The organism is Gottfriedia acidiceleris (assembly GCF_036421055.1).
Taxonomy (GTDB): domain Bacteria; phylum Bacillota; class Bacilli; order Bacillales; family Bacillaceae_G; genus Gottfriedia; species Gottfriedia acidiceleris_C.
On sequence record NZ_JAZGQS010000007.1, the window covers coordinates 46786 to 59793 of the forward strand.

At 32.9% G+C, this 13008-nt stretch carries 13 protein-coding genes and 2 other annotated features; of the genes, 2 read left to right on the forward strand and 11 right to left on the reverse strand.

The window, feature by feature from the left end; genetic code table 11:
- Nucleotides 1-310: 310 nt before the first annotated feature.
- Nucleotides 311-542, reverse strand: a binding site (T-box leader).
- Between the two features lie 48 nt (nt 543-590).
- Nucleotides 591-819: a binding site (T-box leader), on the reverse strand.
- A 516-nt stretch (nt 820-1335) separates the two neighbouring features.
- The gene (locus RAH41_RS12205) at nt 1336-1902 is read left to right on the forward strand and encodes a biotin transporter BioY (RefSeq protein WP_069034947.1); all 567 of its coding nucleotides are present in this window, start codon (nt 1336-1338) and stop codon (nt 1900-1902) included.
- 31 nt (nt 1903-1933) lie between these two features.
- Here the strand turns inward: RAH41_RS12205 and RAH41_RS12210 are convergent, their stop codons facing one another.
- The 9 genes from RAH41_RS12210 to RAH41_RS22625 form a co-directional block, all read right to left on the reverse strand.
- The gene (locus tag RAH41_RS12210; protein WP_331222752.1) at nt 1934-2440 is read right to left on the reverse strand and encodes a GDYXXLXY domain-containing protein; all 507 of its coding nucleotides are present in this window, start codon (nt 2438-2440) and stop codon (nt 1934-1936) included.
- Nucleotides 2430-3692, reverse strand: coding sequence for a DUF2157 domain-containing protein (locus tag RAH41_RS12215; protein WP_331222753.1), 1263 nt, complete (start codon nt 3690-3692; stop codon nt 2430-2432). Before RAH41_RS12215 ends, RAH41_RS12210 begins: the two co-directional genes overlap by 11 nt.
- Nucleotides 3693-3929: 237 nt before the next feature.
- On the reverse strand, nt 3930-5459 hold the full coding sequence (locus tag RAH41_RS12220) for an acyl-CoA carboxylase subunit beta (RefSeq protein ID WP_331222754.1): 1530 nt from the start codon (nt 5457-5459) through the stop codon (nt 3930-3932).
- A 4-nt stretch (nt 5460-5463) separates the two neighbouring features.
- Nucleotides 5464-6240 carry an enoyl-CoA hydratase-related protein gene (locus tag RAH41_RS12225; RefSeq protein WP_331222755.1) on the reverse strand — a complete coding sequence of 259 codons (777 nt, stop codon included), beginning with the start codon at nt 6238-6240 and terminating at the stop codon, nt 5464-5466.
- Nucleotides 6241-7152, reverse strand: coding sequence for a hydroxymethylglutaryl-CoA lyase (locus RAH41_RS12230; RefSeq protein WP_331222756.1), 912 nt, complete (start codon nt 7150-7152; stop codon nt 6241-6243). It lies immediately after the preceding gene.
- Between the two features lie 12 nt (nt 7153-7164).
- Nucleotides 7165-7386 (reverse strand): acetyl-CoA carboxylase biotin carboxyl carrier protein subunit, encoded by a 222-nt coding sequence (locus RAH41_RS12235; RefSeq protein ID WP_025568303.1) that lies wholly within the window; start codon nt 7384-7386, stop codon nt 7165-7167.
- A gap of 11 nt (nt 7387-7397) precedes the next feature.
- Entirely contained in the window at nt 7398-8738 is a 1341-nt protein-coding gene (locus RAH41_RS12240; protein ID WP_331222757.1) for an acetyl-CoA carboxylase biotin carboxylase subunit, read from the reverse strand.
- Between the two features lie 11 nt (nt 8739-8749).
- Nucleotides 8750-9895, reverse strand: coding sequence for an acyl-CoA dehydrogenase family protein (locus RAH41_RS12245; RefSeq protein ID WP_331222758.1), 1146 nt, complete (start codon nt 9893-9895; stop codon nt 8750-8752).
- Nucleotides 9896-10192: 297 nt separating this feature from the next.
- Nucleotides 10193-10318, reverse strand: coding sequence for a zinc-binding dehydrogenase (locus RAH41_RS22625; RefSeq protein ID WP_419471601.1), 126 nt, complete (start codon nt 10316-10318; stop codon nt 10193-10195).
- 361 nt (nt 10319-10679) lie between these two features.
- Here RAH41_RS22625 and RAH41_RS12250 point away from each other — a divergent pair, with 361 nt between their 5' ends.
- The gene (locus RAH41_RS12250; protein WP_331222759.1) at nt 10680-11030 is read left to right on the forward strand and encodes a hypothetical protein; all 351 of its coding nucleotides are present in this window, start codon (nt 10680-10682) and stop codon (nt 11028-11030) included.
- Nucleotides 11031-11061: 31 nt separating this feature from the next.
- Here RAH41_RS12250 and RAH41_RS12255 read toward each other — a convergent pair whose 3' ends face one another.
- Nucleotides 11062-11670, reverse strand: coding sequence for a YiiX/YebB-like N1pC/P60 family cysteine hydrolase (locus tag RAH41_RS12255; RefSeq protein WP_331222760.1), 609 nt, complete (start codon nt 11668-11670; stop codon nt 11062-11064).
- A gap of 214 nt (nt 11671-11884) precedes the next feature.
- Nucleotides 11885-12637: a hypothetical protein gene (locus RAH41_RS12260; protein ID WP_331222761.1), complete on the reverse strand. Its 753-nt coding sequence runs from the start codon at nt 12635-12637 to the stop codon at nt 11885-11887.
- Between the last annotated feature and the right edge of the window lie 371 nt (nt 12638-13008).

A 13008-nucleotide genomic window follows, 5' to 3' on the forward strand; every position in this document is an offset into this window, starting at 1 on the left:
CCTTCTTTCTACAAAATCTTTTTTTATTCGGTATTTATAGTCGTAATCAACCAAACACATCACTCCTTTCAAACACGAAATGTGGAAGGCGTTTGCTTAGCCCCGACAAGCATAAGACAAAGGCCGATAAAGGTTGATTTTTACCTTTAATGGACTTTGGCTTATGACCTCGAGTGGCTAACGTCTGGAACTAGACAACTCACAACAAGACTTTTTTTCACCAAATGTTTACCACTCTTGTAGCTTAATCCGTTGAATCTATGCATGCATCAAGGATTTTTGCACATAAAAAAATCCCTACTGTCTGCACAGTAGGGACGAACTTTAAATTCGCGGTACCACCCTAGTTATTAGCTGTTTTACAAAAACTTACTAATATCTTCATTTCATAACGGCTCTTCACCGTCTTCTCCTCACAATTCGTTTCGAAGAAGATGCTCGTGGACTGTAATTCATGTCGTTTTATGTACTGATTTGCACCAACCACCAGCTCTCTGTTACAGGGAAAACTACACTACTTTTGTTCCATTCATTGCTTATTATTTAATTAAATTATTTTCTTAAAATAAAAAAGTCCCTACTGTTTGCACAGTAGGGACGAAATAGTCTATTCGCGGTACCACCCTAAATTATTAGTATTAAAAACAATACTAATATCTTCATTACATAACGGCTCTTCACCGTCTTCCCCTCACAATTTGTTTCGAGGAAGATGCTCTAGGATCGTAATTCATGTGTTCTATGTACTGGTTTGCAGCAACCACCAGCTCTCTGTTACAGGGAAAACTACACTACTAAAATTCCTATCATTGCTTTTCGCGATTCAATTAATACATACTTTATTCCTATTTTTCGTAAATGTCAACACTTATCTACATTATTTTTTTTGAGGTTTTTTATTATATTAATATAATAAAAATTCTTACCTATAGAAATATATACTTTGGACTCACAAACTAAAACGTTAATTAAGTATCTTGATTTTATAGTAGTAACACACTTTTTATGTCTAATAATAAAACGAAAAAATCTACTGTTTAGTCTATTTACTAGTACCATAATCTTATTCATGCCAATGATATTTTCACTCATTATTTTTTACTTATTTTCCTGTTGAAATTTTACACTTATTTTAATTAGCTACATCTTTTGGAAGAAAAGAAAATAATGTTATTTTAATAAAATTTATACTTGAGATTTCCTTTTATTTAAATTAATGATTTATAACCTTTAAATTTAATTATATTGACAATCTTTCTATATAAAATATAATGAATTTATAATATGTTAACTAACGGATAAAATAAGTTAACATAAAGAGAGGGAGATTTTGTAATGCAACAAGAAAGATTAAAAATGCTTATTAATTCAGCTTTATTTGCTGCAATTATTGGTATTCTATCTCAAGTATCTATTCCTTTGCCCTTTTCTCCTGTTCCAATCACAGGACAAACATTAGCAATTGGCTTAGCAGCTACAATATTAGGAAAAAAATACGGGACAATCTCGTTACTTCTTTATTTAGCACTTGGCGCAATCGGGATTCCGGTTTTCGCAGGTGGTGCTGCGGGGTTTGGCGTACTAGTAGGTTCAACGGGTGGTTATTTAATAGGATTTATCCCAACTATATTCATCATCGCATACTATATTGAAAAAACTAAATTCACAGTTTTAAATGCAATGATTGCAAACACAATCGGGATGTTTGTAACGTTAATTTTTGGTACTGTGTGGTTAAAAATTGCAGCTTCTCTAAGCTGGCATGATGCAATGGCTTTCGGTTTTTATCCTTTCATTATTCTTGGATTAGTTAAAGCCTATGTAGCATCTGCATTAGGTGTTATTATTGGAAAACGTTTAGCAAAAGCTAATTTATTAAAACGTGATGAAATTTCAGCGTAATATAAAAAAGAAACCACTCAGCTGTGAGTGGTTATTTATTTGAAATTTTAACGTCTTTAACGACAGAACGATCTCCTTTATGTTGGACAGTAACAATATACTTAGAGCCTCCTCGATTGTATTTGTCCATTTGGCTTTCTGGAATATAGAAGCGACCTAGATTATGGTTAATTACAATTTGTTCCTCTTGAGCAAAATAAGTGTATTGAATAGTTGCTTTAATGTATTTTGAATGTTTTGGACGATGATCGGTTACATAATTAAATTGATAAATATCATTTTGTCCTTTTTGAAAGACAATATAAACTTTTTCCCCTTCTTTTGGTTTAGCTTCACCTTTCCAATTTTTCATTGTTATGGAGTCAAAATCATACGATAGAGCCGCGTAATGCCCTAATAAAGGTTCTACTGGATCCAAACTCTCTGACTTTATTTTAAACGTGTCTGCTGACTGCTTAAAATACATAATATTGCCAAGTAAAGCTAGTAATAAAACAAATTGAATAATTGAAATCAAGAGTAATTTCTTATTTTGCATGTTCATCACCTCTTGCTTTTTTCGATTGGGTATAGACAAAATATAGAACTACTGCAAGGATGATAAACACAATTGACTTACTTATAAACGAAACGGCAAATCCTGTATAAATTCCAATCACGAGTGAGGCAAATGTTATAAATCCTATAATGATGCTTCCTTTTTCATGACCTGAAACACCTTCAAATAAACGAATACATGAATAAGTAAATAATATTAATACGCCCACGATCATATTAGCTAATTTATCTTGAATCCCTAGTATCGGTAATAAGAATATGAATAAGAAAATCCAAAGATAATTATTAAACGGTTTATGATCCTTCCACTTCTTGTACACAGTATAGATTGCTAGTAAAAGGATTAATAGAATAATCGTATTAAACAGTGGCACTGCAATCGGCTTTAAAAATCCATGTGATAATTCCTTTTGTATCTCGTGAACTGCATCATATGATCCTCCGAATAATGAAGCGAAAAATGTAAATAGCCATATGAATATAGTAAATACAGGTAAAAGTACATAATTGATAACCCCACGTTCATTTAAATACCAGAGAAGAAATACTACTAAAATAATTGGAGTCATATACTGTCGATCTGAAACTGTTTGGAAAAACATAATGACAATATAACCCAGAAATGTGTAATTAAAGCTAGCATTCCATCGGTTCTTCATGATTTTTAAGAAGTAAATTGAGCAAAGTAACAATGGAATTTGTAGTAGATACACATGTGCCGTTTCGATTCCAGCACTATAGCTCAAACTGAAAAATCCGATACCTAAGAAAAGATAATAAAACATTTTATGCTTTAGCACATAATAATAAAGAAATGCGAGTATTGTCCAAGTAATTAGAAATACTGGACTATCACTAGAGAATTGATACATTTGTACAATTAAAACAAAAGCACATGCGTACCCAATTACATTAATAAAGTTTAAACAATGCCCAAATAATTCTTTACCCTTTTGATAGCTTATAAATGCAACAGTATGGAAAATCAATAGCGTTACAAAAATAATGACTAATCTCATAGTTTGGCTAAAGTCGTTCCAGTTACTGCCCACAAGCGCTAAAATTGCAAATGCTACAAGTAGTGCAATTAAAAATGGCACAATATCCCCTAAAAACGATTGTTTTTCAGCTTTCGTTCGGTGCCTTTCATACTCTAGTATTCGATTTAATGAGTCTTCATCTAGTAAGTTCTGCTTGTGCCATTCTTTTAGTTTTTGATCTAATTTACTCATCTAACTTCCCCCCTTTTAGTAACAGCCTAATAAAAATACTTCCTTTATTATTATAATTTCTTAGCAATATATAAATTACCTTTAAATCTTAAATTTTATTGAATCAGACTATTAATATTAATCTACAAGGAAATAATCAATCAAACGTTTGTTTAATTTAATTATTCTTCTTTTAGACTTTGAACTAATACGAGGCCATACAAAAAACAGCCCTATATCTAGGGCTGTATAATCTATTTATACCGGATAAACACCATGCTTTTTTGTAGCAGGAGTTTCATATGATTCTGAGTAATATGCAAATCGTTTAATTAGTTCTGTACGTAGCTCTTCTGGTTGAATGACTACATCTACTACTAGCTCAGATGCTAAACGGTAAATATCGATATCTTCAGCGTACTCTTTACGTTTTTCTTGAATAAAGGCTGCTTGTTCTTCTTTTGGTAAGCTTGCAATTTTCTTTGCATACACTGCGTTTACTGCTGCTTCAGGACCCATTACAGCGATTTGAGCTGATGGGAATGCAATGACACAGTCTGTTTCAAAAGCAGGGCCTGCCATAGCGTAAAGTCCAGCACCGTATGCTTTGCGAACGATAACTGAGATTTTTGGAACAGATGCATTACTCATGCTATAAAGCATTTTTGCACCATGGCGGATAATTCCTGCACGCTCTACTTTTGTACCAATCATGAAACCAGGTACGTCCATTAAGAATAATAAAGGAATATGGTAAGCATCACATAAATTAATAAATTTAGCTGCTTTATCCGCTGAATCATGGAATAATACGCCACCTTTAACTCTAGGTTGATTAGCGATAATTCCTACACTACGTCCATCTAATCTAGCAAAACCAGTCACTAGTTCAGGTGCAAATAGCTTTTTAATTTCAAAGAATGAATCTTCATCGACTACTCGGTCAATAAATTCATAAATAGAAAATGGTACGTTTTGATTGCTCGGAATAATTTCTGCTAAAGACTTTTCCTTTTGAACAGGATTTTTTGCCTCAACAACAGGAGCCGCTTGCTTGAAATTAGTTGGTAAATAAGATAAATAATCTTTTAACTTAGCAATTGCTTCCTCTTCTGACTCACACAATACATCTCCGCAACCTGAAACTGAACAGTGCATTCTAGCTCCACCCATTTCTTCGAGTGTAACTTTTTCACCAATTACCATTTCAGCCATACGAGGTGAACCTAAGTACATTGAAGAATTACCTTCAATCATAAATACAGAATCACAGAATGCAGGAATATAAGCTCCCCCTGCAGCAGAAGGTCCAAATAATAAGCAAATTTGAGGTACTTGACCTGATAGCTTAATTTGGTTGTGGAATATACGCCCAGCACCACGTCGACCTGGGAACATGAATACTTGATCCGTAATACGAGCTCCTGCTGAGTCAACTAAATAAATTAGAGGTACTAGCATTTTTAAACAAGTTTCTTGAATACGGATGATCTTTTCTACTGTTTTTTCGCCCCAAGAACCTGCTTTTACAGTTGAATCATTCGCCATTACACAAACAGTACGTCCATCAATTTTACCAATTCCTGTTACGATGCCATCTGCCGGAAATTCGTCATTCATACAGTTCGCAAAGAAACCATCTTCTACAAAACTATCTTTATCTAAAAGTTGATTAATTCTTTCTCTTGCAAAGAGCTTCCCAATTTTGGCATTACTCTCATGATATTTTTCTTTCCCACCAGAAAGTATTTGTTCTTTTCGAGCTTGATATGTTGCTTCGTTTGACATGCAATTACTCTCCTTTATATTGCGGCTTACGCTTTTCTTGAAATGCTACTAAACCTTCCATACGGTCGCTTGTATGCAGTAAAGTTTCATATTCATAAGTTTCTAATCTTAGCCCTAAATCTAAAGGAAGATCGAAACCACGTTGAATTGCCTTTTTTGCTGCACGGATTGCAAGAGGACCTTTACTTGCAATGGTTTCGCATATTTCAAGCGCCTTATTTTGTAATTCATCTATTTCAACAACGTGTTCTAGAATGCCGTAACCTTCAGCCTCATGTGCATTTAAACGTTTGCCAGTAAAGATTAGTTCCTTTGCTCTTCCAAGTCCAATTAGACGTGGAAGTCTTTGTGTACCACCAGCACCTGGAATAATCGCTAAAGATGTTTCTGGTAAACCAACAATTGCTTCTTTATGAGCAATTCTTAAATCACATGCTAAAGCAAGTTCAAGTCCTCCACCTAGAGCAACTCCATTGATTGCTGCTATTGTTGGCATAGGTAATCTTTCAACTTTTTCAAAAAGTGTCCCGATTTTTTCAACAGTTTCTCGAGCCTGACTCTCAGTCATGCCTCTTCTTTCTTTTAAATCAGCACCACTACAGAAATAAGAAGATCCACTACCAGTAAATATGACAACACGTACAGATGATTTCTTTAACTCATCCATTTGGCTATGAAGAGCATCTAGTAACTCACGTGATAATGAATTAGCTGCATTTGTACGATTTAATGTAAGAATTCTAATATGACCGATATCACTTACTAATAAACTTGATTCCATTTAAATACTCTCCTTTGAACCATTCCATACGGAAAATAGCTTACTAACTGGTGTTAAGTTCATTTGTTCAGAGATATATGAAGTAGCTTTTTGAAGTTTCTTTTCATCCACATGAGTTGTAATACCTAAATTATGAAGTAGGGAAACTACATCTTCAGTAGCTACATTTCCACTAGCTCCTGGTGCATATGGACAACCACCTAGTCCACCATTTGATGAATCAAACTTTTCAATTCCATATAGTAAAGAAGTATATAGGTTTGCAACAGCACGACCATATGTATCATGGAAATGCATTGCAATTCGATTAACTGGTACTTCTTTAACTAGATTTTCTAAAAATTGATTTACCTGAAGCGGATTAGCAATTCCAATTGTGTCACCTAAGGAAATTTCATCTACTCCACAATCAAGTAGCTGATTTGCCAGACTGATTACTTTCATTTGGTCTACAGCACCCTCATATGGGCAACCAAATACAGTTGAAATATATGCTCTAGTGGTCTTTTTATTATTTTTACATTCTGTAATCATTGAGCGAATATCGCTCATTGAATGCTCGATACTCGCGTTCTTATTTTTTAAATTATGTGTTTCGCTCGCAGAAACAAAGAAATTAATTTCATCTGCATCTACTTCAAATGCACTCATTAACCCTTTTTTATTAGGAACAAGAGCTGCATAAGTAACCCCATCTTTTTTCTTAAGTTTCGTAAACAGATCTACCGAGTCACTTAATTGAGGAATCCAGTCTGGTCTCACAAACGAAGAAACTTCAATATAAGACAAACCACTCTCTACCAATAAATTGATCCACTCAAGCTTTTTTTCAGTGGAAACAAACTGTTTTTCATTTTGCAAACCATCACGTGGACCTACTTCTCTTATAAAAGCCGATTGAGGTAGCTTCATCACTAATAACTCCTAACCTAGTTTTTCAACTTGAATTAAAGAGTCGCCTTCGTTTACAAAATCACCTTCGTTAACGAATACATTTACGACTTTACATTTATAAGGAGCTGCATGCGGAATTTCCATTTTCATAGATTCTAAGATTACATAATCTTGATCACTACTAATTTCATCCCCTACAGATACAAGACATTTCCATACGCTTCCAGCCATCATTGCAGTTAAGTTTTCCATATTTAATTACCTCATTTCACTTTTTGATATTCACTAATAAAGTTTGTTGTATAATCTCCTTCTTGGAATGCATTCGTTGAAAGAATATCAATCAAAAACGGCACATTTGTTTTAATACCTTCAATTTCTACCTTTTTAAGATAATTGTGCAGTTGAATTACTGCTTCTTTTCTAGTATTAGCCGTAACAATCACTTTCGCTAATAGTGGATCATAAAACGGTGATACAACCCATCCATCATACAGATGCGTATCAATACGTACACCAGTCTCTTCAGGAAAGTTGCAATGTTGAACTGTTCCAGGCGATGGGAAGAAAGTTTTAGGATCCTCAGCATATACCCTTACTTCGATAGAGTGACCATTCATTTCTATATGAGTTGGACGAATTGGAAGTGTTTCACCAAATGTTATACGGAATTGCCATTCAACTAGATCAATTCCTGTAATTCCTTCCGTTACACCGTGCTCGACTTGTAATCTAGTATTCATTTCTAAGAAATAAATATTTTCTTTTTCATCAACTAAAAATTCAATTGTCCCCACGTTTACATATTTCATTTGGTTAGCAATCGTAAGGGCATATTCTTCAAGTTTCTTTCTACCTTGTGGAGAAAGGAACGGTGATGGTGCTTCCTCAACAACTTTTTGATTTCTTCTTTGAATTGAACAATCTCTTTCAAATAAGAAAACAGCGTTACCATGAGTATCAGCAGCAATTTGTGCTTCAATATGTCTCGGTTTAATAATCGCTTTTTCGATGAATACATCATCATTCGCAAAAAATTGAAGCGCTCTTGTTTGTGTTGTTAAAAATTCTTTTTCTAGCTGTGCTTCGTTTTCAATTAGCTTCATACCAATACCGCCGCCACCACTAGAAGCTTTTAACATAACAGGATAGCCAATTTGTTCTGCTATTTCCCTCGCTTCTTCAACCGATTGAATTGGGTGAGAATTTCCTTTAATTAACGGAATGTTTAATTGCTCCATTATTTGTCTAGCTCTAATTTTTTCGCCCATCATCTCTAAATGCTCTGGCTTTGGACCAACAAATAAAATGCCCGCTTCTTTACATTTTCTAGCGAAATCGCTATTTTCTGATAAGAAACCATATCCAGGATGAATTGCTGTTACATTATTTTCTTTTGCAATTTTTATAATTAAATCTGCGTTTAAATATGTATCTTTTGTATGATTCCCTTTTAAAGAAAAAGCTTCATCACTTAACTTAACATGCAAACTTTCTTTATCAGCATCTGAATAAACTGCCACAGTTTGATAACGAAGCTTTTTACATGTTTCGATAATTCTACATGCGATTTCCCCGCGGTTTGCAATAAGTATTTTGATCATATTCTCTCTCCTTATCGGCATCCTAATTGACGTGCAATTACCATACGTTGAATTTCTGATGTACCTTCACCAATTTCAAGTAACTTAGCATCACGCACTAAACGTTCAATGCCATATTCTTTCATGTAGCCATATCCACCATGAATTTGTAATGATTCATTCGCAATTTTGGAAGCGATTTCAGATGCGTATAACTTAGCGAATGCCGCTTCTTTTGTAAACGGTTTTCCATTGTCTTTTAACCATGCAGCTTTATGCACCATATTTCTCGCTAACTCAATTCCCATTGCCATATCAGCTAATTTAAATTGAATAGCTTGGAAACTAGATAAAGGTTGTTTAAATTGTTTACGTTCTTTTGCATACACTAATGCTTTATCAAAAGCCTTCTGTGCAATACCTACAGCTAGTGCTGCAATTGAAATTCTACCACCATCTAATGTATATAAGAATTGGCCAAAACCTTTTTCAGGATTGCCCAGAATATTTTCTTTTGGAACACGTACGCCATCTAATACAATTTGAGTCGTATTAGAAGCACGGACACCCATCTTGTCATAAGGATCTGTAATTGTTAATCCTTCTGAGTCAGTTGGTACGATAAACGCACAAATATTTTTCTTTCCTTTTTCATCAATAGAAGTATAAGCAGTTACGATAATTGTGTTAGAATATTGAGCATTTGTAATCCAGCATTTTTCACCAGTAATCACATACTCATCACCGTCTAAAACTGCTTTTGTTTGTGTTCCACCAGCATCAGAACCCGCATTTGGCTCAGTTAAACCGAAAGCTCCAAGCGTTTTTCCTTGCGCCATTGGAACTAAGTATTTTTGCTTTTGTTCCTCTGTACCAAAATAGTAAATTGGAGAAGCACCTAATGAACATGTTGCTGCAAAACTTAAACCTGTTCCTCCACATGCACGTCCTATTTCCTCTACAGCTAACGCATAACTAATTGTATCGCCACCGCTACCGCCATACTCTTCAGGGAACGGAATTCCTAATAAACCTAATTCACCCATTTTTTTGAACGTTTCAATCGGGAATTTGCTATCACGATCAAGTTCCTCTGCAAAAGGCTCAATTTCCTTCGCTGCGAAATCTCGTACCATTTCTTGAATCATTTGCTGTTCTTTAGATAATAAAAAATCCATGTGTTGTCACTCTCCTTTTAATATTTAGGTACGTTTTAAAAAACGTAAGAATGTCTCCAACTGCAGCAAATAGCAGTGGAGTCATATATTTCATTTATAAGAAATAAATGTTTTAGTCTTACAATTGATAATATTCGATATTTTCTACCATTTTCCTTTAATCTATGTTCGACAAATTGAGACAAGAAAGGAAATGTTAGGAAAAGCGGGAGGATCTTAGAATGTTGTCTGAACTACTGACCTTATTCAAAATACAAAAAAGACATACCCCTAAGTACAGAGATATGACCTTCTTAATTAATTATTGATGTTTAATAAAATTTTACCAGTACTTTGTCTGCTTTCGATTAATCGATGGGCACTAACTATATCTTCTAATGTAAAATATTGTCCTATCTTTCTATTTAAAAGTCCTTCATTTATATATTAAAATACTTGTTTTGCCGTTTCCTTCAATGAGTCTGGTCTTTCTTTTCTTGTTGTACACTTCTGGTTTTCCGAACTCGATCACAACAACAGCTTTCTCAATCTCCACCTCACTTGTACTCATTACTACTATTTTAAATGTATGAATAAAGTACCGAAAAATAACAATTTTTTATGGGTTTTAATAAGATGGACTTATTAGTTACAATTATCTACTTTTTGAAAATCAAACTTTGTGACATTAAATACTTTATAAAAATTTTATAAATAAGGATAATTTGTGAAAAATATTCAAACCTTATTTCAATTTTAAATTAATACTTTACTATTAAGTTATTAATTTTAAGGAGATTGATCTATGATAAAGAAGCTAATAGTTATATTTGGAGTTTTAGTATTTTTAATGATCGGCTCTTATAGTTACATTCGTATTAAATTAGATTCAACGAAAGAAGCTGTGGAAGATTATCTCGTTAATGAAAAAGGAATAAATAAAAAAGATATTGAAGTCAGTAAACCAGTATATGATTGGATAAAAGTAAAGGGTGAAAAGAAGTGGTTTGTTTGTATTGAAATACATGGAGAAGAGGGAACATATTATTACTATAAAGATCACAAAAATAATAAAATCAAGTTAGATTATTTTGTTTTACATGGAGTGGAATATAGCTCTAAGGAGTATAAAAAATTAAAAGGAAGAAAGCCTTAAAAGAAGAGGTATTAGCACCTCTTCTTTTATCTTACCAATTAAACGATTTTACTATTTTAAAACCGTTATAAGATAAAGCTGAACTATTTAAGTAATCATATGGCTTAATAATCGAGGGGCGTTGCCAAGTTGTTTTAAAAACTCCTCCCCCCATGGATAAGGTACTAGATTTTTTAAATTCCTTACCTGCTTTGTAATAGGAGTACCATACTAATTCACTACAGTAGGTCTTTTTAATATTTGTAGGATCTGGAGTAAATTTTAAATCATAAGATATATTTTTATTTTTAAAATTGGCTTTAGCTTTTTGTGCTGCCCTTGCTCCAAGGGCCTGATTACTAGCCCTAATTACTTTTGTACTTGGATTCTTAGATTTACTCAGCCATTTCGTTATTGATATCTCAGATGGCTTCTTGCCTAGACCGGCTATATGTAACACAGTTTTCGAATCAATTACAATCCCCGCATGACCTACAAATCCCTTTCCGCTTACTCCAGGAGCTGTACTCTTTGTAATAAGAATATCTCCAGGTTTAAATTGAAAAGAACTTGCTTTTCCTTTAGGTAATAGTATTCCTAAACATACAATGCACAAAATAAACCCTATTACAATCTTTTCTTCGGCTAATAGCTTTTTCATTATTATTCTTCCTTTCTATTAATTCATTATTAAGGAAGATTTTACCTGAAAGTAGAGCTATGCGAGCGAGGTAAAACTGAATCATTTGTGAACAATTACACAAATGATTCAGTTTAAATTAATAGCTTCAATTAGTAATAGTTTTTATATAATAGAAAAGTGGCATCCCTTTAATCTCTTTCTATATCTTGCCTTTACGTCCGCTAATTAAAAATTATTCTTTTATTGGAACAATAACAGAACTCATTATATACTTTTGTCCACTATTATTCTTCTGAATTACTAAAACCTCATAGGAACCAGCCTCTTTTGTAGAACTTGAAGCTGAGTATTTAAAGGATAAAGTATTACCCTTTTCATTAAATATAGGTACTTCTACAACTTTTAAATCGTTTGACATTTTATAAGCAGAGTTTATCTCAAATTTTGTTTCTTGAGAATTTTTCCTACTAAAATTAGCATCTATTTCAAATTTAAAATTACCTTCTGCTGTGCTATAACGATCCAAGTACCAACGATAATCATTGTCTATATTATTAGCAAGATTGATTAATTCAAAGTGGTAATCGCCGGTTCTTAATTTTAGCAGTCTACCATTATGATTACTTAATTCAATACTATTAAAGAAAGGAGCATACTCACACATTTCAAAAGTAAATATACCATTGTCATGAATTGATGTATCAATTACTTTTGTTTTATTACTAACTAATACATTATCATGATATAAACTAACGTTTGTAATAGGTTCTTTATTATAGATATCGTAAAAATACAGAGTTAACCTTTTAGTTGTCTCATTTTTATTAAAGAATAAATAATTTTTTTCCTTATTATTCAACCCTTCTAATTTAGTAATAATAGAAAATGTGAAATGCTTAGAGTATTCTTTTTTTTGTACGTTACATGTATAGATTAACCAAATGAATGTAATGATTAGTACCAATAAACAAAGTTTTTTTCTCAAAAATTTCCCCATTTCTTCTTTTCTTAATTTAAGTACCAGAAAAGAATAGATTATATACGAGGGTACCTAAAAAACCATTTATATGTACCGTCACTATCATTTGCACTACTATATAATGTCTTTTTCGATCTAAGTAAAGGTTTGTACGTGTATTTGTATTTTTCTACTAATATTAATTTAAGTGTATTTTTCTTAAAAAGTTTCATTTAAAATCTACCTCCTCCTTTTACTTTTATTTCGGTATGTTTTAACATTAATGAATGAAATTTTTTGTATAAATTCTTACAAATGCTATTCAAATGAACATAAACAGAATGATTAATTACATTAGATTAAGGAGAGTTTAGGGGATAGTCATTTATAGCGAAAAA

Coding starts and splice junctions, on each gene's coding strand:
- RAH41_RS12240 (WP_331222757.1), bottom strand. CDS start 8,738: ATGATCAAAATACTTATTGCAAACCGCGGGGAAATCGCATGTAGAATT.
- RAH41_RS12210 (WP_331222752.1), bottom strand. CDS start 2,440: ATGCAAAATAAGAAATTACTCTTGATTTCAATTATTCAATTTGTTTTA.
- RAH41_RS12225 (WP_331222755.1), bottom strand. CDS start 6,240: ATGGAATCAAGTTTATTAGTAAGTGATATCGGTCATATTAGAATTCTT.
- RAH41_RS12235 (WP_025568303.1), bottom strand. CDS start 7,386: ATGGAAAACTTAACTGCAATGATGGCTGGAAGCGTATGGAAATGTCTT.
- RAH41_RS12205 (WP_069034947.1), top strand. CDS start 1,336: ATGCAACAAGAAAGATTAAAAATGCTTATTAATTCAGCTTTATTTGCT.
- RAH41_RS12255 (WP_331222760.1), bottom strand. CDS start 11,670: ATGAAAAAGCTATTAGCCGAAGAAAAGATTGTAATAGGGTTTATTTTG.
- RAH41_RS12230 (WP_331222756.1), bottom strand. CDS start 7,152: ATGAAGCTACCTCAATCGGCTTTTATAAGAGAAGTAGGTCCACGTGAT.
- RAH41_RS12245 (WP_331222758.1), bottom strand. CDS start 9,895: ATGGATTTTTTATTATCTAAAGAACAGCAAATGATTCAAGAAATGGTA.
- RAH41_RS12220 (WP_331222754.1), bottom strand. CDS start 5,459: ATGTCAAACGAAGCAACATATCAAGCTCGAAAAGAACAAATACTTTCT.
- RAH41_RS12215 (WP_331222753.1), bottom strand. CDS start 3,692: ATGAGTAAATTAGATCAAAAACTAAAAGAATGGCACAAGCAGAACTTA.
- RAH41_RS12250 (WP_331222759.1), top strand. CDS start 10,680: ATGATAAAGAAGCTAATAGTTATATTTGGAGTTTTAGTATTTTTAATG.